Raw genomic sequence first — 20,568 nt, forward strand, 5'->3', positions numbered from 1 at the left:
GGGACCCTGCCAGTCCGTTGATCAGCGAAAGGCACGAGGTGACCGACTCTATGGCCGACATTGCGCGCGTCGGAGTGGTGGGCTGTGGCCAGATGGGCGCGGGTATCGCGGAGGTCTGCGCCCGCTCCGGCCTGGACGTGAAGGTTGCGGAGACCACCGGCGAGGCCCTGGAGATCGGCCGTACCCGGCTGTACAACTCCCTGTCCAAGGCGGCCGAGCGCGGCAAGATCTCCGAGGTGGAGCGGGACGAGGCCATCGCCCGGCTCAGCTTCACCACCGACCTGGGCGAGTTCGCCGACCGTGACCTCGTCATCGAGGCGGTCGTGGAGAACGAGCAGGTCAAGACCGAGATCTTCCAGGTGCTCGACCAGGTGGTGACGCGGCAGGACGCGATCCTCGCCTCCAACACCTCCTCCATCCCGCTGGTGAAGCTGGCCGTGGCGACCTCCCGCCCGGACCAGGTCATCGGCATCCACTTCTTCAACCCGGCCCCCGTGCAGCAGCTCGTCGAGCTGATCCCGGCGCTGACCACGTCGGAGGGCACGATCAGCCGGGCCCAGACCCTGGTGGAGAAGGTGCTCGGCAAGCACGCGATCCGCGCCCAGGACCGCTCGGGCTTCGTGGTGAACGCGCTGCTCATTCCGTATCTGCTCTCCGCGATCCGGATGTTCGAGTCGGGCATCGCCTCCCGCGAGGACATCGACAACGGCATGGAGATGGGCTGCGCCCACCCGATGGGGCCGCTGAAGCTGTCCGACCTGATCGGCCTGGACACCGTGGCATCGGTGGCGGACAGCATGTACGAGGAGTACAAGGAGCCGCTGTACGCCGCTCCCCCGCTGCTCCAGCGGATGGTCGACGCGGGCCGCCTCGGCCGTAAGACCGGCTCGGGCTTCTACACGTACGCCTGATTCACGCCACCTCCGCACGACCCGCGTCCAGGTACGCGTGATCGCCTTCCGCTTCACCGCTGGCGAACCGGGAGTGACTACTCTCCGTACCTGAACTCGAGTCAATTTTCGGCCAGTTCACGGACCCGGCGCTCTTTGAGCGCCGGGTCCGCGCCGTTCACACACCGTGTGCGCGGGGGGCTCGCATATGCCCTTCGCACACTCTCCCGCCCCGACCACCAGGCGAGTTGACTTTCCGTGCGCACAGGGGGGATGTGACGACTACCGAAAGGAGCGGACTCGTGACCACCGACCCCGAGCGTCCCGTGGTCCCGGAAGAACTCGCAGAGTTACGTCGCAGCCTGGACGTGGGCCTCGCCCGCGTCGACGGACGGCTCGCGTTACTCACCCAGAGCGACACACAGCACACCAAGGACCAGGACGACCTGTCCCTCCGGATCACGGCCCTCGAGCACAACCGGTGGCCACTGCCCGCCCTCGCCGCCCTCACCTCCATCGGGGCACTCGTGGTGGCGGTGTGGCAGGCCCTCGGGCGCTAGCCCGGGGGCGGAACAGGCGGGACAGGCCGGTCAGCGCGCGTCCTGGCCAAGACGCAGATGGTGCAGCAGAAGGAGTGCCGCCGCCATATTGGCGGCCGGGACCTCGCCCCGCGCCACCATGTCGGGGACGAGCTTCAGCGGGACCCACTCACGGCGGTCCGACTCGAAGTCGTCCACGGGGTGGCCGATGTAGGTCCCCTCGTCCGACCAGTAGATGTGGTGCCGGGCGTCGGTGAGACCGTTGGACGGCTCCACGCTCATCAGGTGCCGCAAGGGTCCCGGCCGCCAGCCGGTCTCCTCCTCCATCTCGCGGGCCGCCGCGTACGCGATGTCCTCGCCGTCCTCGACGACTCCGGCGGCCAGTTCCCAGCCCCAGCTGTCGGTGATGAAGCGGTGCCGCCAAAGGAGCAGCACCTCGTTGGCCTCGTTGACGACCGTGGCGATCGCGACGGGCCGCAGACGTATCAGGAAGTGATCGAGGTGCCGCCCGTCAGGAAGCTCGACATCTGCGAGATTGACGGTGAACCATCGGTTTCCATACACAGTTTGTTCGCTCTGTTTCGTCCACTGCACGGTTCTGCCACCTTCCGACGAATAGATGGCAATATCGCAGCAGGAGGGTGTCCAGAGCACTCCGCGCACGGCAGAGCGAAGTAGCACGTGTCAGGCGTGGCTTCGCCCCCGCTCCCCGCGGCGGCACAGAGGTCGCGCGTCGGCGCGCCGCACTCCTACAGCGGGACCCGCAGTGCGCCGTCGATGAGTTCGGCGGCCTCGGCCGTGCCCGCGCAGTCGCTGCGCACCAGGTGCTCACGCACCGCCCGCAGCCGGTCGCGCAGCCGCTGTGACTCCATCCCGCGCGCCTGTTCGGCCATTTCCACCGCCGTGGCCACCGCCTCGTCGGTGTTCCCCTGGCGCAGTTCGATCTGGCTCAGCATGGCGAGCCGGTGCACCCGGCCCCGGTCGTGCGCCGGGGTGTCCACGGCCGCCGCGGCGTGCTCGTGCGCTCCGGTGAGATCGCCGAGGCTGAGCAGCGCCTCCGCCACCTGTACGTTCACCAGGCCGGGCTGGACATAGCCCGTCTCGTCCGGCTCGCGCCCCCGCCGGATCCGGTCGGCCGCGGCCTCGGCACGCCGGATGCAGGACAGCGCGCTGCTGCCGTCGCCCAGGTGTGCGTACGCCTTGGCCTGCATCGCGTACAGGTCGGACGCGAGCGCCGGGGTGATGTCGCGGCCGGCGGCGCGCAGCGCGGCCTCCGCGAAGGCGACCGCCTGGCGGTACTCCCGCATGAACAGCGACTGGTTGACGAGCAGCGCGATGACGTACGCGCCGAGTCCCCGGTCCCCGCTGGCCTTCGCCAGGCGCAGCGCCTGGTGGAAGTAGCGCTGGGCCAGGCCGTGCGCGTCCGAGTCGTAGGCGCAGATGCCCGCGATGGCCACCAGGCCGCCGGTCGCGCGGTGCAGCTGACGGCCCATCGCGTCGGTGTAGCTGCCCCGGAGCAGCGGCGCCGCCTCGGCGTTGAGGAATCCGACTATGCGGGTGCGCATCGCGACGCCGCCCGTCTTGCGGTACATCTGCTCGTAGTGCGTGCGGGCCGCGCGCATCATCTCCACCTCGGCCATGCTGACCGGGTGGCGTCCGCCGCGGGAGACGTCCACGTCCTCGGGCGGGTTCTCCCACTCCCAGACGGGCATCACGGCGGGCGTGCCGGTAACGGCGGGGGCGCCGAGCAGATGCGGGCGCTGCTGTTCGTCCGAGCGCCACAGCGCGGTGGCCCGCTCGACGAACCCGGAGAGCGTGGAGGCCATCGAGCCCTGCCGCGCTGCCGGGATCCCGGGCACGCCGAGGCCGATGTCGTCGAGCGCGACCGTGCGTTGCAGCCGGGCCGCGAGGACTTCGCAGATCAGGTCCGGCACCTGGCCGCGGGGGCGCTGGCCCTTCAACCAGCGGGCCACGGCGGTGTGTTCGTATCTCAGCGAGAGACCTCTGGCCTTTCCCGCCTGGTTCACATGGGCGGCGAGGCCCGCGTGGGAGATGCCCGCTTCGTCGAGGATCGCGTCGAGCAGGGTGTTGGGCTGCATGGAGGCCCTCCGGAGGCTCGGTGCTGTCAAGCCTAGTGGAGCCGTCTTCACACGGGGTGTGAACGGAGTGCCCGCATCCGGGGAGCGCGCGCTCTGCCGCGCCGGGCGCGTGGTCGGTTGACTGAGAGCCCTCACCAGGAGGCGGCCGGGCCGCCGGCTCCCCCTCATACAGCGCGGCGGCCCCTCTGTGGCGCCGTCCGATCAGCCGTCGTCTGCCCGGCAGTTCCGCGACGGCCCGGACGGCGCAGGCCGCATCGGGCCGGGCGGTGTTCAGCTCATGGTGCGGGCGCGCCGCCCGGTCTCGGTCGACTGTGAGGGCACCCGCGAACGGTCGTTGCGCAGCACCAGGAGCGCGGCGTCGTCGGACGTCAGCCGGCCGATGTGGCGCAGGAGTTCGCCGTACACGACGTGGATGACGCGCTGCGGGGAGACGGGCGGGGTCCGGGCGGCCTCGCCGAGCACGGACCGCAGCGGGAAGAACCGGCCGGCGGTGTCACGGGCGTCCTCCATCCCGTCGGTGTACAGCACGAGGGCGTCGCCGGGCAGCAGCCGTCCGAGGCGCACGGGCGGCAGCTCGGCCGGGAGCGGGAAGGGCCCGAGCGGCGGCAGCGGGTCCCCGCCCGGCATCGGCTCGGCCCGGCCGCGCAGCCGATAGGGCCAGGGGTGACCGCAGTTGAGCGCCCACACGTCGCCGTCCGGACCGATCTCCACGAGCAGTACGGTCACGAACTCCTCGGCGAGCGGGCTCTCCGGCGGGGCGGCGCCGTTCGCCGGGTGCTCGGCGCGGGAGCGCTCCCGCAGGTGCCGGGCGAGCGCACGCTCCAGGCGCCGCAGGACGAGCGGCAGTTCGGGCTCCTCGTGGGCGGCCTCGCGGAAGCTGCCGAGGACCGCGGCGGCGGTGCCGATCGCGGCGAGGCCGTGGCCCCGCACGTCCCCCATCACCAGGCGCACACCGTGGTCGGTGGCCGCGACCTCGTACAGGTCCCCGCCGACGGACGCGCCGTGCGTGGCGGAGAGCCGCCCCGCGGCGAGCGCGAATCCGTCGACGCGCGGCGGCAGCGGTCTCAGCAGGACGTTCTGCGCGGCGCCCGCGACCTCCCTGAGCTGGCGCAGCTCCCGCAGCAGCGCGCTGCGCACCTGAAGGACCAGGCCGGTGCCGACGGCGAAGAAGACGGCGCTGGTGACGATCCGCGCGCTCAGGCTGTGCTGTTGGGCGAGCGGGCAGGTCAGTTTGTACGTGATGGCGACGGCGCCCCAGACCGTGGGCAGGCCGAGCGCGAGAGCGCGGCGCAGCCGACGGGTGCGGGGTCGCTCGAACGACGTGGTGGCTCCGGGGCAGTCCCCCTGGGGAGTTCGCGCCCGAAGCCTCGCCGTGCGGTGGGCCCCGGCGCCGCGACGGGGCGCGCGAGGCTTGATCCGGATCATGCCGACGGCCCCCTAAGGCCCAGTCCAGCGTGCGGGCCGTGTGCGGGACCGGCCCCTACGGCCGAACTGATTCTGTCCACCGCATGGGCGGATCGGGCCAGATCACCGGGAGTTGTCACCCTAATGAGTGAGGGGCGTATCCGCGCCCACGGATACGCCCCTCAACTGCGCCTTCACACACCGGCGACGCTCTCGCGCCGCCGTTCGACCCCGCCCGCCGAGGCGTCGGGGCCGTGGACCCTCGGGCCCTCGGGGTTATGCCCCGCGCAGCACCGCGCCGGTCACCTCGGCGGCGCGCGCCACGGCCGCGTCGCGCGCGGCGGTGGCCTCGTCGACGGTCAGCGTGCGGTCGGCGGCACGGAACCGCAGCGCGTACGCCAGCGACTTCTTGCCCGCGCCGATCTGCTCGCCGGTGAAGACGTCGAACAGGCGGATGTCCTCGAGGAGTTCACCGGCGCCGTCGCGCAGGAAGGCCTCGACGACGGCCGCGGGCACGTCGGTGTCCACGACGAGCGCGACGTCCTGCGTGGCCACCGGGAACGTCGAGATGCTCGGCGCCTGCAGGGTGCCCTCGCCGGCCTTGGCGAGCACGTCCAGGTTCAGCTCCATCGCGCAGCTGCGGGCGGGCAGGCCGAGCGCCTTGATGACGCGCGGGTGCAGCTCACCGGCGTGGCCGACGCTGACGATCTCGCCCTCGGTGCCGTCCTCGGCAACGCCGTCGGCGTGCTCGATGAACACGTTCAGCTCGGCGCAGCGGCCGGGGTGCCACGGGCCGTACTGCCCCTGCTGGACGATGAGTTCGGCCCCGGCCGCACGGGCCACGGAGCGCGCCGCCTCGACGGCGTCCGCCCAGTCGGCCGGTCGGCCCTTGCCCCACCAGCCGGCCTGCTCACGGGCGCCCGCGAGGACGACCGCGACGTGCCGGGGCTGGTCGGGCAGCGCCTGGTTCAGCGCCGCGATCTCCTCGTCCGTGGGACGCCGGTCGACGGGCAGCCGGGCCGGGAGCGCGGCCACGTCGCCGTCAGCGGTCTCGCGGGGGTGGAAGACCAGGCCGGTCTCGAACAGCGCCAGGTCGTGGCTGCCGCGCCCGTCGTTGCGGCGCAGCGTGGCGAGCAGGCCGGGCAGCAGCGTCGTACGGAGCGCGGGCTCCTCGTCGGACAGCGGGTTGACCAGCTTGACCACGCGGCGGTTCGGGTCGTCCTGGTCGAGGCCGAGCTGGTCGAAGACCTGCTCGCCGACGAACGGGTAGTTCGGCGCCTCGACGAAGCCGTCACCGGCGAGCGCGCGGCCCACCCGGCGGTGCAGCCGCTGGCGCTCGGTCAGACCGCGTCCGGCGGGGGGCCGGGGCAGGGTCGAGGGCAGGTTCTCGTACCCCTCGAGCCGGATGACCTCCTCGGCGAGGTCGTTGATCTCGGCGAGGTCGGGCCGCCAGGACGGCACGGTGACGGTCAGGGAGTCCTGTCCGTACACGTCGCAGCCGACCTCCTGGAGGCGGCGTACGACGGTCTCACGGCCGTAGGCCACACCGGCGACGCGGTCCGGGTGGTCGGCGCGCATGGTGATCGTGTGCGGCGCGGAGGGCGCGATGACCTCCGTGACCCCGGCCTCGGCGGTGCCGCCCGCAAGCAGCACGAGGAGGTCGACGGTGCGCTGCGCGGCGGCGGACGCGGCCTGCGGGTCGACGCCGCGCTCGAAGCGCTTGGCCGCCTCGGAGGACAGCTTGTGGCGGCGCGCGGTGCGGGCCACGGAGACCGCGTCGAAGTGCGCGGCCTCGATGACCACGTCGGTGGTGCCCTGCGCCTCGCCGGACGAGCCAAAGGAATCGGACGCAGCGACGACGGTGTCGGCGATCTCGGTGTTGGCGCCGCCCATGACGCCCGCGAGGCCGATGGCGCCGCGGTCGTCGGTGATCACCAGGTCCTCGGCGTCGAGCACCCGCCGGGTGCCGTCGAGGGTGGTGAGCTTCTCGCCCTGCTCGGCCCGGCGCACGCCGATGGTGCCCTGGACGCGGGAGCGGTCGTAGGCGTGCAGGGGCTGGCCGAGCTCCAGCATCACGTAGTTGGTGACGTCGACGGCCAGCGAGATCGGGCGCATGCCCGCCTTCTGCAGGCGGCGGCGCAGCCAGATCGGCGAGCGGGCGTCGGGGCGCAGGCCGGTGACGGTGCGCGCGGTGAAGCGGTCGCAGCCGGCCGGGTCGCTGACGCGCACCGGGTAGCCGAAGGAGTTCGGCGCGGGCACGTCGAGCAGCGCCGGGTCGCGCAGCGGCAGGCCGTAGGCGGTGGCGGTCTCGCGGGCGACACCGCGCATCGACAGGCAGTAGCCGCGGTCGGGCGTGACGGCGATGTCCAGGACCTCGTCGACGAGTTCGAGCAGCTCGATGGCGTCGGTGCCGGCCTCGTGCTCGGGCGGGAGCACGATGATGCCTCCGGTGCCGTCGTCGCCCATGCCCAGCTCGTCGCCGGAGCAGATCATGCCGTGCGAGGTCTTGCCGTACGTCTTGCGCGCGGAGATCGCGAAGTCGCCGGGCAGGACGGCGCCGGGCAGGACCACGACGACCTTGTCGCCGACGGCGAAGTTCCGGGCGCCGCAGACGATCTCCTGCGGCTCGCCGGTGCCGTTGGCCGTGCCGACGTCGACGGTGCAGAAGCGGATGGGCTTCTTGAAGCCCTCCAGCTCCTCGATGGTGAGGACCTTGCCGACGACGAGGGGACCCTTGAGGCCCGCGCCGAGCTGCTCGACGGACTCGACCTCGAGTCCGGCGGCGATCAGCTTGGCCTGCACGTCGCGGCCGGTCTCGGTGGCGGGGAGATCGACATACTCCCGCAGCCAGGAAAGCGGGACCCGCATCAGATCTCCATCCCGAACGGCCGGGTGAAGCGCGCGTCACCCTCGACCATGTCTCGCATGTCTTCTACGTGGTGGCGGAACATCAGCATCCGCTCGATGCCGAACCCGAAGGCGAACCCGCTGTACTTCTCGGGGTCCACGCCACAGGCGGCAAGCACCTTGGGGTTGACCATGCCGCAGCCGCCGAGCTCGATCCAGCCCTCGGAGGAGCAGGTGCGGCAGGGCTGGTCGGGGTTGCCCACGGACTCGCCACGGCACACGTAGCAGACCATGTCCATCTCGGCGGACGGCTCGGTGAACGGGAAGAAGTTCGGCCGCAGCCGCGTCTTCATGCCCTCGCCGCCGAAGAGCGCCTGCACCATGTGGTCCAGGGTGCCCTTGAGGTCGGCCATGGTCAGGCCCTCGTCCACGGCGAGCAGCTCGACCTGGTGGAAGACGGGGGTGTGGGTGGCGTCCAGCTCGTCGGTGCGGTACACGCGGCCGGGGCAGATCACGTAGACCGGCGGCTCGCGGTCGATGAGCGAGCGGATCTGCACGGGCGAGGTGTGGGTGCGCAGCACCACACCGGACGCGTCGTCGCCGTCGGCCTGGGCGGCGCCGAGCGACGCCGGGTCGACGAAGAAGGTGTCCTGCTCACCGCGGGCCGGGTGGTCCGGGCCGATGTTCAGGGCGTCGAAGTTGAACCACTCGGACTCGACCTCGGGGCCCTCGGCGACCGCGTAGCCCATGGCCACGAAGATGTCCTCGATGCGCTCCGACAGCGTGGTCAGCGGGTGCCTGGCACCGGCCGGTACGCGGTCGTGGGGCAGCGAGACGTCCACGGCCTCCTCGACCAGGACGCGCGCGTCGCGCTCGGCCTCGAGCTCGGCCTGGCGGGCGGCGAGCGCCTTGTTCACGGCGCCGCGGGCCATGCCCACGCGCTTTCCTGCGTCGGCCTTGGCCTGCGGGGGCAGCGCGCCGATCTCGCGGTTGGCGAGCGCCAGCGGCGAGGTGCCGCCGGTGTGGGCGGTCTTCGCCTCCTGCAGCTGGTCGAGGTCGGCGGCGGCCGCGAAGGCGGCGAGCGCCTCGTCCCGCATGCGCTCGATCTCTTCAGGTTTCAGTGCCTCGACCTCGACAGGGTCGTACGACTTGTTCGGTGCCGACATCTCTTCCCGTGCTTCCGTTGACTGGCGGATGGTCCCCGTCGACGAGTCGGAGACGACTGGTCCTGAGATCGTCCCGAGAGTGGGGACACAAAGGTGCCAACGACCGAGTCTAACGGGGGTGCGGTGAACGCATGCGCCCGCGGGCGGCAGCGGCGATGATCACTGGAGATACGCCGGGGCCCCCACGGGCAACGTAAATCGGAACTGGGCGCCGCCGCTCGCCGCGCGGCCCACGGTGATCGTGCCGCCGTGCGCTTCGACGATGCCCTTCACGATGTACAACCCCAGTCCCGTCCCGCCGCGTTTGCTGCCCCGCCAGAAGCGGGTGAAGACGCGGCCCATCGACTCCTCCGGAATGCCGGAGCCCTCGTCGCTGACGGTGACCGCGGTGTCGGCCGCCCCCCGCACCCGGAGGGAGGGCGAGGGCGCCACATCAATGGTGACCGTTCCCTCACCGTGCCGCACCGCATTTTCCAGGAGGTTGCTCAGCACCTGGTCGATCTTGTCCGGATCGGCCCACAGGTCGGGCAGCGGTTGCAGCAGCCGTACGAGGAAGCGGTCCGCGTCCTGGCCGGCGGCGACGTGGGCCTGGATGTGCCGTCCCACGGCCGCGCCGATGTCGACGGGCTGGCGCCGCAGTTCGAGCCGCCCGGAGTCGATGCGGGAGATGTCGAGCAGTTCGGCGATCAGCCGCGTGACCCGGTTGGCGTCGGCGTCCACCGTCTCCAGCATCAGCTTCTTCTGGTCGTCGGTGAACCGCTCCCACTTGGCGAGCAGCGTCGCCGTGAAGCCCTTGACGGACGTCAGCGGGGAGCGCAGTTCATGGGCGACGGTGGCGATCAGCTCGGCGTGGCTGCGCTCGGTGCGGCGGCGGGCCTCGGTGTCACGCAGGGAGACCACGAGGCGGCGCAGCGGGCCGGTCGGCCGGGTGCGGACGTAGCGGGCGGACACGAGGACCTCGCGGCCGCCGGGGAGCAGCAGGTTCCGCTCGGGCTGGGCGTTCCTCGTGGCGAGGCCGCCGTAGGGGTCGGTGAGCTGCCACCAGCGGCGCCCTTCGAGGTCCTCCAGGGGCAGGGCCCGCTCGATGGAGGCGCCCATGGCGTCGCTCGCGCGGACGGCGGTGATCCTGGCCGCGGCGGCGTTGAAGCAGATCACGCGCCCCGTCTCGTCGGCGACGACGAGTCCGTCGGGCAGGTCGTCCGGGTCGATGCCGAGCTCGCCGGGGCCCGGGCCCGCCTGGCCCGACGGGCCCGCGGGAGGGCACAGGATGTCCCGCACTCCCGGTGGTCTGCTCGTGCCGACAGTCATTCCCCGTATCCCCGCCTCTCGGAACCGGCGCAATGGGCCTGTGAGCCCGACACACTACTAGCCGGGGGTGACGGAGCGGCACCCTCCGACGGCGCGCTGTGCACGGGCGGACGCATAGAGGCATACGGCTGCCGCGGTCGCGAGGTTCAAGCTCTCGGCGCTTCCGTGGATCGGAACGCGCACCACCGCGTCGGCGAGTGCGCGGGTCTCCTCCGGCAGACCCCAGGCCTCGTTGCCGAAGATCCACGCCGTCTCGGTGCCCATGGTGCCCTGGTCCAGCTCGGCGTCCAGGTCGTCCGCCCCGGCCCCGTCGGCGGCCAGCACGCGTACACCCGCGCCCTTCAGGCCGCGTACGGCCTCCTCGACGGGCACGCCCACGGCCACCGGCAGGTGGAAGTGCGAGCCGACCGAGGCGCGCACGGCCTTGGGGTTGTACAGGTCGACGGAGGCGTCGGTGAGGATCACGGCCTCGGCGCCCGCGGCGTCGGCGCAGCGCAGCACGGTCCCGGCGTTGCCGGGGTCGCGGACGTGGGCGAGCACGGCGACGAGCTTGGGCCGCCCGGCGAGGATCTCCGCAAGCGGCACGTCGAGGAACCGGCACACCCCGACCAGGCCCTGCGGGGTGACGGTGGTGGAGATGTCGGCGATGACGCTCTCGTCGGCGAGGTGCAGGCTCGCCCCGGCGTCCCGGGCGGCGGCGACGATGTCCGCGTACCGCTCGGCGGCCTCGACGGTCGCGAACAGCTCCACGAGCGTGGCCCGCCCGTCGCCCCGGTGCCCGGCTGCCTCCCGCACGGCCTGCGGCCCCTCGGCGAGGAACAGCCGTTCCTTGCCGCGGAAGTTCCGCTTGGCGAGCCGCCGCGCGGCGCTGACGCGCGGGGACCGCGGGGAGATCAGTTCCGGGCTGATGGCCATCAAGTCGCCTTAGGGGGTACGAGGTTGGGACGTCACGCCGCCCGGGAGGGGCGACCGGTCAAGCGCCACGGGGCGGGTGTCGGAGCGGGTCGCGGGCCGAACACGACGGGACCCGCAGGCCCGATGGCCTGCGGGTCCCCTCACAGCTCAAGCCACGTGCGAACGTCAGGCGGCCTTGGGGGCGTTGACGTCGCTCGGCAGGGCCTTCTGCGCGACCTCGACCAGCGCGGCGAACGCGTTGGCGTCGTTCACGGCCAGCTCGGCGAGGATCTTGCGGTCCACCTCGATGTTGGCGGCCTTCAGACCCTGGATGAAGCGGTTGTAGGTGATGCCGTTGGCGCGGGCAGCGGCGTTGATGCGCTGGATCCACAGCTGACGGAAGTCGCCCTTGCGCTTCTTGCGGTCGTTGTAGTTGTAGACGAGGGAGTGGGTGACCTGCTCCTTCGCCTTGCGGTACAGGCGCGACCGCTGGCCGCGGTAGCCGCTGGCCTGCTCGAGGATCGCCCGACGCTTCTTGTGGGCGTTGACTGCCCGCTTGACGCGTGCCACTTGTTAACTCCTTGTAGCGGGGCCGCGGGGGAACTCACGCGGCCCGATATCGATTGGGTCCCGGTCCAGACGTACGGCGCTCAAGCGGAGCGCCGCGTACGTCACTTGCCGAGAAGCTTCTTGATCTTCGCGGCGTCGCCCGGGGCCATCTCGGCGTTGCCGGTGAGGCGACGCGTCAGACGGGACGACTTGTGCTCGAGCAGGTGGCGCTTGCCGGCGCGCTCGCGGAGCACCTTGCCGGAGCCGGTGATCTTGAAGCGCTTCTTGGCACCGCTGTGCGTCTTGTTCTTCGGCATAGCGCCGTTCTCTCCTCGTCAGTGGCACTCCGATGCCCGGTCGTGAGACCGGGCATCCCGGAGCGTCATGTGTTCGATTGGCATCCCTGGACTCGCGTCCGGGGATCAGGCCTCGGCGGGAGCCTCGGCCGGGGCCTCGACGGGGGCTTCGGAAAGCTCCTCCTCGGCGGCGTTCTGCGACTTGCCCGGATTGGCCTTCGCTTCCGCCTTGCGAGCCGCCTGGGCCTCACGGGCCTCGGCCATCGCCTCGGTCTTCTTCTTGTGCGGACCGAGGACCATGATCATGTTTCGGCCGTCCTGCTTCGGGTTCGACTCGATGAACCCGAGGTCCTGGACGTCCTCCGCGAGCCGCTGCAGCAGCCGGAAGCCGAGCTCCGGACGGGACTGCTCGCGACCACGGAACATGATCGTGATCTTGACCTTGTCGCCCTGCTTGAGGAACCGGACGACGTGACCCTTCTTGGTGTCGTAGTCGTGCGGGTCGATCTTCGGCCGGAGCTTCATCTCCTTGATGACCGTGTGCGCCTGGTTCTTGCGCGCCTCACGGGCCTTCATGGCCGACTCGTACTTGAACTTCCCGTAGTCCATGAGCTTGCACACGGGCGGACGGGCGTTCGCCGCGACCTCGACCAGGTCCAGGTCGTACTCCTGCGCAAGCTCCAGGGCCTTGGCAAGCGGGACAATCCCGACCTGCTCGCCGCTGGGACCGACAAGTCGCACCTCGGGAACGCGAATCCGGTCGTTGATGCGGGGCTCGGCGCTGATGGATCCTCCTCGGTAGCACCACGCGACCGTCTGGCGGACAGCCGCGTTACGTCTGTTTTCTCGACCAACCGCGCCGGAACACAAAAAATGCCCCGACTGATCACAGAAGGGGCTCCAAACGAATACCGGAGCACCTCCGTGCTGATCACGGGGCGCATCGGGCGGTGCATCACGCGCTGCGCGGTGTCCGCCTGACCGGTGACCCGCCGCTCCGGGGAGCGGCCAGGTGGGAGATCGGAGCCTCCACTTGTGGGCCGGACGCTTGCGTTGGCACGCGGGTGTCCAGCCGGTCGTTACACAAGGTTAGCAGGTCCCGGGGGGTGGGGCTAACCGCCGGGACGCGGCTCTAGGGTGAGGGGCATGAGTGACACGAGTCCCGCGGCCAGCACCGCATCCCACGACGCACCCCAGAGCCCCGGCTTCGACGCCATGACCCGCGACATCGCGGACGTTCCCGCGGTCGAGGTGATCACGACGGTCGCGGTGCACCTGATGAGCGCGGCGGCGGTGAACCTGGGCCTCGCCGAGGAGGGCGAGGCCCACAAGGACCTGGACGAGGCCCGCAAGCTGATCCAGGCGCTCGCCGGTCTGATGGACGCGAGCGCGACGGAGATCAGCTCCTTCCACGCGGCGCCGCTGCGGGACGGTCTGAAGTCGCTGCAGCTGGCGTTCCGCGAGGCGTCCCTGGTGCCGGACGAGCCCGGTCAGGGCCCCGGCGAGAAGTACACGGGCCCCGTCTTCGGCTGACGGCCCGCCGCACCACCCACGCGTCAGCGTACGTATAGGGGCTCGCCCGGTGGCGTCGCCTCGGCCGGCAGGAGTGCCAGGTCGAGGCCGCGCACCAGGCGGGCCCGCAGTGTTTCGTCGGCCGCGAGCGCTTCGGCGACGCGCTGGGCCGCGGCCTGCGGGGCGGCGGGGTCGAGGACCAGGGCGAGGGTGCCGTCGGCGGCGCCGGGGCCGAGGTGGGCGCGGAGCACGGCGGGCTCGGCGGCGACGACGGCGCGCACGGCGTCGACGACGGCCGGGTCCGTGAGCGCGTCGGCGCTGCGGCGGCCCTCGGCGAGGGCGATCAGGGCGGGCCGGTTCAGCTCGTAGGGGACGGGGCCCGCGAGGTCGAGCACGATCGTGTCGGCCTTCTCGTGCGCGGCGGCCTGCAGCGCCTGGTGCAGCGGTACGGCGACGGGGCGGGCCTCGGGGTCCCACAGGGCGAGGGCCTCGGTGGAGGTGAAGGCGGGCAGCGCGGTGCGGTGCCCCGCCTTCAGGGTGGGCACGGCCATGTCGCTGGTCTTCTCGCGCCGCAGCCCGTTCTCGTCCTCCTCGACCTCGCCGAGCACGGCGACGACGGGCACGAGCAGCCGGGCTCCCGCGAGCGCTTCGAGCACCGGCCCGTGCGCGCTCCGGTCCTCCGCCCAGGCGCCGAGCGCCGCCCGCAGCACGGGGTCGGCCGACCCGTCGTCGTCGGAGAAGCCGGGGTCGGGAATGTTCTTGTTCGCCACGGTCTCGACCCTAGCCCGCCGTCGGGCGGCGTTTGCGGGCCGCCCTCCCGTGGCCGGGGGGCTTGCCTGCCCGGTCACCGTCGGGGGACGTGGCGCGGGGCGTTCCGTCCGACGCGGGACAGCGCCCCCGACGGCCGTCCACTGCGCCCTCGACGACTTGCCCCACCAGGGCGCTGACCGTCGGGCGGGCGAGACCCGCCGCCTCGGGGCCGGGAGTGAGAACCCCCGCTTCGGGGACCGCGAGCGAAAACCGCCGCCTCGGGCCCCCTGCCGACGCCCGCAGACTTCCCGCCCTCCCCTACCGACGCCCCGGAGCCGCCCGCCCCCGCCAGAGCCAGATCCCCGCCGCCAGCAGGGCCACTCCCAGGCCTCCGGCCGTGGGGCCGACCCAGCCGGCGGGGCCGTCGTCCTCGGGGGACTTGTCCGGGCCGGGGCCGAAGTACTTGTCGGTGCGGGCCGTCGTCCGCAGGGACTGGGGCCTGATCCTGTCGGCGCGGGCGAGGGCCGCGACCGGGTCGATGAGGCCGAAGCCGCGGGAGTCGTCACGGCCGCCGGCCGGTGCGTCGCGTGCGGTGTCCCGGAGGAGCTGTTTGATCTCGGCGGGGCCGAGGCCGGGGTGGGCGGCGCGGATGAGGGCGACGGCGCCGGAGACGAACGCGGCCGCCGCGCTCGTGCCCCAGCCCTCGTAGTACCTGCGGTTGGGGTCGGCGATCACGACGTCGTCGCCGGGTGCGGCGACGGTGGCGTACCAGCGGCGGGTGGAGAAGGGGGCGCGGACGCCGTTGCTGTCGACGGCGGTCGCGGCGATGACTCCGGGGTACGCGGCCGGGTACGAGATGTGGTCGCCGCGTTCGCCGCCGTTGCCCGCGGAGGCGACGACGACGGCGCCCTTGCGCAGCGCGTACTGGACGGCGGCGTCCTCCGTCGGCTCCGGGTGGGCGGACTTGGAGTCGTCGCCGAGGGAGAGGTTGATGACGTCGGCGCCGTGGTCGGCGGCCCAGCGGATGCCTTCGGCGAGGGCGTTGCCGCGGGTGGAGCGGGCCTTCTTGCGGGCGGGGTCGCCGTCTTCGAGGATCACCCGGACCGGCAGGATCCGGGCCTCGGGTGCGATGCCGAGCACGCCGTCGCGGCGGCCCGCGCCATGCCCGTGACCGGCGACGATCCCGGCCATGGCGGTGCCGTGCCGGGCCCAGGACTTGTCGCCGCGGCGGGCACCGAAGCCGACCATGTCCTTGCCGGTCCGGACGTTGCCGACGAGGTCGGGGTGGGAGGCGTCCACGCCGGTGTCGAGCACGGCGACGGTGACGCCCTCGCCCTTGGTGGTGCGCCAGGCCTGGTCGGTGCGCATCACGTCGAGGGCCCACTGCTGGGCGCGGATGCCGTCGTCGGCGTACGCGGTGGTGGTGGCGGGCAGCAGCACGCAGGTGGCGGCGAGGGCGGTGACCGCCGTTCGGCGCAGTCCGCGCAGGGTCATGAGGACTTCTCCGTGGCGGCGGTGACGGTCTTGCGCAGGCCGCGCTCGACGCGGTCGGCGATGCCCTTCGCGTCGTTGCCGAGCCCCGCCTGGGCGGGGGCGGAGGTGGCGCCCGCCTTCATGGCTTCGGCGGCGGGCTCCGGGTCGGTGACGGCGCGGCCGTCGGCGAAGCCGGAGACGGCGTAGGCGACGACGGGGGCGTCGGGCAGGACGGACAGGGTCCAGGTGGCGCGCTGGAGGTCGCCGAAGTCGGCGGCGAGGGTGCCTGCGGCCGCGTACGGACGGGGCATCAGGTCCGGCCGGGAGTCCAGGCCTTCCTCGGTGAAGCGGGTGCGCAGGGCCCGCATCGCCTCGGCGTCCGCCTTCGTGAACAGCAGGCCGACGGTGGTGACGTGGCTGCGGGTCGCGTCCGCGTAGGTGGCGCGCAGCAGGCGCAGGCAGCCCGCCGGGGCGAGGGCCTTGCGCAGCAGCGGGTCGAAGGCGTCCTTGCAGGTGCTGTCGGGGGCGACGGCGACGCGGTTCCAGGTGCGGTCGGCGCCGCCGGGGCCCGCGCCCTCGCCCTTGATCGAGGGCGGGAACAGCTCGTCGACGGGCACGCTGTGCCACAGCTCGCCCGCCTCGACGTACGCGTTCCGCGAGCTGCCCGCCGCGTCCGACTCCCCCGTCAGCCAACTCCCCGTCGCCGCCCCGCCGATGAGCCCGAGCCCGAGCACGACACAGGCCGCGGCGGCCGCCGCCCGGGGCCGCACCCACGCGCCGACGGGGCGCAGCCGGGTGGTGGTGTCGTCGTACAGCGCGGGTCGCGCGAGAAACACGAAGGGCCGCCCCGTGTCGGGCCCCGGCGTCAGATCCACGGCCCCGACGGCCCGCCGGGCGGCGGCGGTCCGCCGAGCGAAGGCACGCACGGCACCGGTTCCGGCGGCCGTGACACCACTGGCACCGCCACTGCGGGCTTCGGGGTCACCGCCGTTCGGCGACTGCGGGCTGACGCCGGGTCGGGACAGCGGGGCGGTGGGGGCTTCCGGTGCGGGGTTCGCGCTCGTGGCGCCCGTACCCGCGGCGGGCACGGGGCTGCCGGGCTTGGGCTGGGCACGCCCCACTGACGCGGGGGGTGGGCCCAACGGCGGGGCGGGCGTGGCCAGTTGGGGGGCAGTGGAGGCGACACGGGCGTCTCCGGCCGGGGTGGTGGTCTCGGTACGTCGGTCCTGCGCACCCCGTGCGCCGTTCGGGGCGGCGGCTTCGGTACTACGTCCGTCCCGCGCACCCGGCGCGGTACCAGCAGCGCCTCCCGCACGCGGATTCCCCGCCTCCGGGACAGGAGCGGTTGCGGCACGCAAATCCCGCGCACCCGGGGCCGGAACAGCAGCGCCACCTCGGCCCTGCGCACCCGGCGACGGAGCCGCACTCCGGTCGCGGGCGTCCGGCACGGGCGCGGGCGGGCTCGCCGGGCGTGCGGGCATCCCCGGCGCCGTGGTCGGCATGGCGGGGACGACGGCAGCCGGGGCCTCGGCTGGGCGTGGACGTGAAGTCGGCACAGCGGGGAGTGGGTTGGGGATGCCCGACGGCGGCGCTACCGGCGGGGTGCCGCTCGTTCCCCCGGCACCCGAGGCCGGGCCCGCGGCGGGCGGCATCGCGGACGGAGGCGCGCCCGGCAAGCGTGCCGAAGCCGACGGAGAGGCGTCGTCCGGCAGACGCCCCGAAGTCGACGGAGAGGCGTCCGGCAGACCCGCCGAAGCCGACGGAGGTACGTCCGGCAGGCGTGCCGAGGCGGGCGGGGGCGGCGGTGTGTCCGGCACCCGCTCGGCGGCGGCGTCCTCCCGTGAGGGCTTCGGCAGCCGCACCCGGTCGAACGGCGCCAACAAGTCCGCGACCAGCGAGTCCTGGTCGTCCGCCGACGGCTCCTCGCCGAGGTCGACGCCGTGGCCCGCCTCGACGACACCACCCGCACCGAGCGTGCCCGCGTCGCCGGGCGCACCCGCGCCGTCCCCCGTACCCCGCAGAGACGTATCGCCATCGGACGGGCCACGGAACGAGCCACCGACCGGACCCTCGCCCGACCCGCGCGTCAGGTCGCCACGAGCCGTCGGCGGACGGACGTCGGGAAAGCGCGAGGTAGCGGCCGGAGGCGGCGGCTCCGCCGGGACGGGCGGAGCGGACGGCACCGGCGGAAGGTCCGCAGCGGGGCCGGGGCCGGAGGCCGAGGGGTCCGGGGCGGAGGCCGTCCCGGATCGACCGGAAGTCGTCCCCCCAGGGCCGAATGGAGCAGTCGTCGACCCCGGCGCATCAGGCTCGGGCGGAGGGTCGGTCGCGTCGCGCGCGGGGGGCGGCACCCGTGGTGGGGTGCCGGGACGTGGGGGGACGGGGGGCCGTCGCGCCTCCGTGCTCATGCACCCCCCGTTCCGTCGCGTCGCGCGCTCCCTGCGTGCGCGTCACTCTACGGGCTGACCCGACACCCACGGGCACAAGGCCGCGGCCCCGGGTGATCTGCCCGGATCATCCCCTACCCTGCGGTAGCCACGTCTGGCAGGCTGCGTTCATGAGAGGCCGAGCCGCAGACCGGGCCCGCTACGACCGGGCCACCGCGCACCTCGACGCGCCGCTCGCCGTCGTCGACCTGGAGGCGTTCGACGCCAACGCCGACGACTTGGTGCGGCGGGCCGGGGGCAAGCCGATCCGGGTGGCGAGCAAGTCCGTGCGGTGCCGGGCGCTGCTTGAGCGGGTGCTGGCCCGGGACGGGTTCGCGGGCATCATGTCGTACACCCTGGCGGAGTCCCTGTGGCTCGCCCGCTCCGGCTTCGGCGACGTCCTGCTCGCCTACCCCTCCGCCGACCGCGCCGCCTTCGCGGAGCTGACCGGCGACCCCAAGCTCGCCGCCGCCGTCACCGTCATGGTCGACGACCCGGCGCAGCTGCGGCTCATCGACGACGCGCGCGACGGCGGCCGCGAAGAGGTCCGGGTCTGCCTGGAGTTGGACACCTCGCTCAAGCTGCTCGGCGGCCGCGTGCGGATCGGGGCGCGGCGCTCGCCGCTGCACGAGCCCGCGCAGGTCGCCGCCCTGGCCCGGGCGATCGCCAGGCGGCCCGGGTTCCGGCTCGTGGGCGTGATGGCGTACGAGGGTCATGTGGCGGGGGTCGGGGACGCCGTCGAGGGGCATCCGGCCAAGTCGCGTGCCGTGCGGATGATGCAGGCCACCGCCCGCAAGGAGCTGGCGGACCGCCGTGCCGCGACGATTCGCGCGGTCCGCGCCGCCGCACCCGGTCTGGAGTTCGTGAACGGCGGTGGCACGGGCAGCGTCCAGCACACCGCCGCCGAGGCCGCGGTGACGGAGATCGCCGCGGGTTCGGGGCTGTACGTGCCGCGTCTCTTCGACAACTACACGTCGTTCAGCGGGCGTCCGGCCGCCCTGTTCGCCCAGCCGGTCGTGCGCAGGCCGGGGCCCGGCGTGGTCACGGTGCTCGGCGGCGGCTATCCGGCGTCGGGCGTCGCGGGCGCCGACCGCTCCCCGGTGCCGTATCTGCCGGAGGGGCTGCGGTACGACCCGCAGGAGGGCGCGGGCGAGGTGCAGACCCCGCTGCTCGGGCCGCCCGCGGACGATCTGCGCATCGGCGACAAGGTGTGGTTCCGGCACGCCAAGGCCGGTGAGCTGTGCGAGCGGTTCGAGAAGCTGTACCTGGTGGAGGGCGACCGGGTGACGGCGACCGTCCCCACGTACCGCGGCGAAGGGCACACGTTCCTCTAGCCGCACGTTCCTCCTCCAGCCGCACGTTCCTCGCGGCCGCGCGGCACCGCGCCGTCAGCGCACGCTCACGGCGACGGCTCCACGCTGTTCCCCACGCCCCCGCCCGTCTCGCTGTCCCCCACCGGCCTGATCCCCTCGATGACCTCGTCGATGTCGGACAGCGGCGGCGCGCCCTTCGCCGCGTCGATGGTGAAGCGGACGACGACCATCGCCTCGGAGCCGGTGCTCGACGGGAACGCGAGGGACTGGACGTACCCGCCGGGGCCCTTCTCGGTGTGGACGCGCCAGCGGACGAAGTAGCCGCTGCGGCCGCCGACCGCGACGGTGCCCGCCTTGACCTGCTGGTGCCGGGTCATGCCGCCGAAGGGTTCGCGGCCGATGGAGTCCTCGTCGTACGCGGCGTCGACGGCGTCCTTGATGTCCTTCTTGGCGAGCTTCTCCGGCGAGCGCTCGTCGGTGCCCGTGGCCGTGCTCGACGTGATCTTTCCCTGGCGGCAGAGGCCGGGGTCGCCCGGGCAGTCGTAGGTGTCGGGGGTCTGCAGGGTGACGTCGTCGCCGACGGTGTTCTCGGCCTTCTCCCAGCCGTTCGGTACCGGCAGCGTGATGCCGTTGAGCTGGTCGACGAGGGTGTCGGGGTCCTCGTCGGGCGTGGAGGCCTCCGGCGCGGGGGTGGACCGCGTGGGGCTCGGGTCGTCGACCGCCGAGGTCGTGGGCGCGGTGCTGCCCTGCGGGTCGCCGTCGTCGCCCTGGAGCACGACGACGCCGATGACGATGGACGCGACGAGGACGGCGCCCGCGGCGCAGAGGGCGACGGTCTTGGCACGGTTGCCGCCGTTCCCGCCGCCCGCGGGCACCGGCTGGATCACGGTGGTGGCGAAGCCCGGCTGCGGCTGCGGCGGTTGGTACGCGGCGGGCGCGGCGGGCGCCCGCCGGTGCTCGGTCCACGCGGATCCGTCCCACCAGCGCTCGGTGCCGGGCGTCGACGGGTCCGGGTACCAGCCGGGAGGAGGCGTCATGCTCATCCCGGCACTCTAGGACGTGGCCGCGAGCCCGGACCAACCCGAGCGGGCCGGGCTCCGCG

The 20,568-nt window shown here is 73.2% G+C and carries 18 protein-coding genes; 4 read left to right on the forward strand and 14 right to left on the reverse strand.

The genetic code is table 11. The features are described 5' to 3' along the window. The first annotated feature begins 50 nt into the window (after window positions 1-50). Together ACZ6AA_RS22565 and ACZ6AA_RS22570 are read left to right on the forward strand one after the other, a co-directional pair. Window positions 51-911, forward strand: coding sequence for a 3-hydroxybutyryl-CoA dehydrogenase (locus ACZ6AA_RS22565; RefSeq protein ID WP_468453100.1), 861 nt, complete (start codon window positions 51-53; stop codon window positions 909-911). Between the two features lie 281 nt (window positions 912-1,192). Next, window positions 1,193-1,450: a hypothetical protein gene (locus tag ACZ6AA_RS22570; protein ID WP_030356297.1), complete on the forward strand. Its 258-nt coding sequence runs from the start codon at window positions 1,193-1,195 to the stop codon at window positions 1,448-1,450. Between the two features lie 30 nt (window positions 1,451-1,480). On the opposite strand, the gene ACZ6AA_RS22575 is transcribed toward ACZ6AA_RS22570, so the two are convergent. The 10 genes from ACZ6AA_RS22575 to infC form a co-directional block, all read right to left on the reverse strand. Next, window positions 1,481-2,023, reverse strand: a complete 543-nt coding sequence (locus tag ACZ6AA_RS22575; RefSeq protein ID WP_380852834.1) for an NUDIX hydrolase — start codon at window positions 2,021-2,023, stop codon at window positions 1,481-1,483. 155 nt (window positions 2,024-2,178) lie between these two features. Then, a complete protein-coding gene (locus ACZ6AA_RS22580; protein ID WP_030356295.1) occupies window positions 2,179-3,528 on the reverse strand; it encodes a hypothetical protein in 1,350 nt (449 codons plus the stop codon). Window positions 3,529-3,798: 270 nt separating this feature from the next. After that, window positions 3,799-4,953 carry a PP2C family protein-serine/threonine phosphatase gene (locus ACZ6AA_RS22585; protein ID WP_468480682.1) on the reverse strand — a complete coding sequence of 385 codons (1,155 nt, stop codon included), beginning with the start codon at window positions 4,951-4,953 and terminating at the stop codon, window positions 3,799-3,801. 255 nt (window positions 4,954-5,208) lie between these two features. After that, window positions 5,209-7,800 (reverse strand): phenylalanine--tRNA ligase subunit beta, encoded by a 2,592-nt coding sequence (pheT, locus tag ACZ6AA_RS22590; RefSeq protein WP_471459608.1) that lies wholly within the window; start codon window positions 7,798-7,800, stop codon window positions 5,209-5,211. Beyond that, a complete protein-coding gene (pheS, locus tag ACZ6AA_RS22595) occupies window positions 7,800-8,945 on the reverse strand; it encodes a phenylalanine--tRNA ligase subunit alpha (RefSeq protein ID WP_468453093.1) in 1,146 nt (381 codons plus the stop codon). The genes pheT and pheS overlap by 1 nt, the downstream gene beginning before the upstream one ends. A 159-nt stretch (window positions 8,946-9,104) precedes the next feature. After that, on the reverse strand, window positions 9,105-10,253 hold the full coding sequence (locus ACZ6AA_RS22600; protein WP_468453091.1) for a sensor histidine kinase: 1,149 nt from the start codon (window positions 10,251-10,253) through the stop codon (window positions 9,105-9,107). 57 nt (window positions 10,254-10,310) lie between these two features. Further along, entirely contained in the window at window positions 10,311-11,168 is an 858-nt protein-coding gene (locus ACZ6AA_RS22605; RefSeq protein WP_468480679.1) for a TrmH family RNA methyltransferase, read from the reverse strand. 165 nt (window positions 11,169-11,333) lie between these two features. Beyond that, complete coding sequence (gene rplT / locus ACZ6AA_RS22610; RefSeq protein WP_016642495.1) at window positions 11,334-11,717, reverse strand: 50S ribosomal protein L20; 384 nt, start codon at window positions 11,715-11,717, stop codon at window positions 11,334-11,336. A gap of 101 nt (window positions 11,718-11,818) precedes the next feature. Continuing rightward, a complete protein-coding gene (gene rpmI, locus ACZ6AA_RS22615; RefSeq protein ID WP_018848956.1) occupies window positions 11,819-12,013 on the reverse strand; it encodes a 50S ribosomal protein L35 in 195 nt (64 codons plus the stop codon). Window positions 12,014-12,118: 105 nt separating this feature from the next. Continuing rightward, window positions 12,119-12,778 carry a translation initiation factor IF-3 gene (gene infC, locus ACZ6AA_RS22620; protein ID WP_190119627.1) on the reverse strand — a complete coding sequence of 220 codons (660 nt, stop codon included), beginning with the start codon at window positions 12,776-12,778 and terminating at the stop codon, window positions 12,119-12,121. A gap of 360 nt (window positions 12,779-13,138) precedes the next feature. Between infC and ACZ6AA_RS22625 the strand changes: the two genes are divergently transcribed. After that, a complete protein-coding gene (locus ACZ6AA_RS22625; protein WP_468453087.1) occupies window positions 13,139-13,525 on the forward strand; it encodes a DUF1844 domain-containing protein in 387 nt (128 codons plus the stop codon). A 23-nt stretch (window positions 13,526-13,548) separates the two neighbouring features. Here the strand turns inward: ACZ6AA_RS22625 and ACZ6AA_RS22630 are convergent, their stop codons facing one another. The 3 genes from ACZ6AA_RS22630 to ACZ6AA_RS22640 all read right to left on the reverse strand — a co-directional run bounded on the left by ACZ6AA_RS22630 (window position 13,549) and on the right by ACZ6AA_RS22640 (window position 16,653). Further along, on the reverse strand, window positions 13,549-14,274 hold the full coding sequence (locus ACZ6AA_RS22630; protein WP_468453085.1) for an SseB family protein: 726 nt from the start codon (window positions 14,272-14,274) through the stop codon (window positions 13,549-13,551). Between the two features lie 298 nt (window positions 14,275-14,572). Beyond that, window positions 14,573-15,748: a type VII secretion-associated serine protease mycosin gene (gene mycP / locus ACZ6AA_RS22635; protein ID WP_468453083.1), complete on the reverse strand. Its 1,176-nt coding sequence runs from the start codon at window positions 15,746-15,748 to the stop codon at window positions 14,573-14,575. After that, complete coding sequence (locus ACZ6AA_RS22640) at window positions 15,745-16,653, reverse strand: hypothetical protein (protein WP_468453081.1); 909 nt, start codon at window positions 16,651-16,653, stop codon at window positions 15,745-15,747. The genes mycP and ACZ6AA_RS22640 overlap by 4 nt, the downstream gene beginning before the upstream one ends. Before the next feature lie 1,631 nt (window positions 16,654-18,284). On the opposite strand from ACZ6AA_RS22640, the gene ACZ6AA_RS22645 reads away from it, so the two are divergent. After that, window positions 18,285-19,487, forward strand: coding sequence for an amino acid deaminase/aldolase (locus tag ACZ6AA_RS22645; protein ID WP_468453079.1), 1,203 nt, complete (start codon window positions 18,285-18,287; stop codon window positions 19,485-19,487). A gap of 65 nt (window positions 19,488-19,552) precedes the next feature. Here the strand turns inward: ACZ6AA_RS22645 and ACZ6AA_RS22650 are convergent, their stop codons facing one another. After that, window positions 19,553-20,509: a DUF2510 domain-containing protein gene (locus ACZ6AA_RS22650; protein WP_471459611.1), complete on the reverse strand. Its 957-nt coding sequence runs from the start codon at window positions 20,507-20,509 to the stop codon at window positions 19,553-19,555. Window positions 20,510-20,568 lie beyond the last annotated feature (59 nt).

This window comes from Streptomyces sp. NPDC040610 (genome assembly GCF_055594065.1).

Coding starts and splice junctions, on each gene's coding strand:
- ACZ6AA_RS22565 (WP_468453100.1), top strand. CDS start 51: ATGGCCGACATTGCGCGCGTCGGAGTGGTGGGCTGTGGCCAGATGGGC.
- ACZ6AA_RS22580 (WP_030356295.1), bottom strand. CDS start 3,528: ATGCAGCCCAACACCCTGCTCGACGCGATCCTCGACGAAGCGGGCATC.
- ACZ6AA_RS22585 (WP_468480682.1), bottom strand. CDS start 4,953: ATGATCCGGATCAAGCCTCGCGCGCCCCGTCGCGGCGCCGGGGCCCAC.
- pheT (WP_471459608.1), bottom strand. CDS start 7,800: ATGCGGGTCCCGCTTTCCTGGCTGCGGGAGTATGTCGATCTCCCCGCC.
- pheS (WP_468453093.1), bottom strand. CDS start 8,945: ATGTCGGCACCGAACAAGTCGTACGACCCTGTCGAGGTCGAGGCACTG.
- ACZ6AA_RS22600 (WP_468453091.1), bottom strand. CDS start 10,253: ATGACTGTCGGCACGAGCAGACCACCGGGAGTGCGGGACATCCTGTGC.
- ACZ6AA_RS22605 (WP_468480679.1), bottom strand. CDS start 11,168: ATGGCCATCAGCCCGGAACTGATCTCCCCGCGGTCCCCGCGCGTCAGC.
- rpmI (WP_018848956.1), bottom strand. CDS start 12,013: ATGCCGAAGAACAAGACGCACAGCGGTGCCAAGAAGCGCTTCAAGATC.
- ACZ6AA_RS22625 (WP_468453087.1), top strand. CDS start 13,139: ATGAGTGACACGAGTCCCGCGGCCAGCACCGCATCCCACGACGCACCC.
- mycP (WP_468453083.1), bottom strand. CDS start 15,748: ATGACCCTGCGCGGACTGCGCCGAACGGCGGTCACCGCCCTCGCCGCC.
- ACZ6AA_RS22645 (WP_468453079.1), top strand. CDS start 18,285: ATGAGAGGCCGAGCCGCAGACCGGGCCCGCTACGACCGGGCCACCGCG.
- ACZ6AA_RS22650 (WP_471459611.1), bottom strand. CDS start 20,509: ATGAGCATGACGCCTCCTCCCGGCTGGTACCCGGACCCGTCGACGCCC.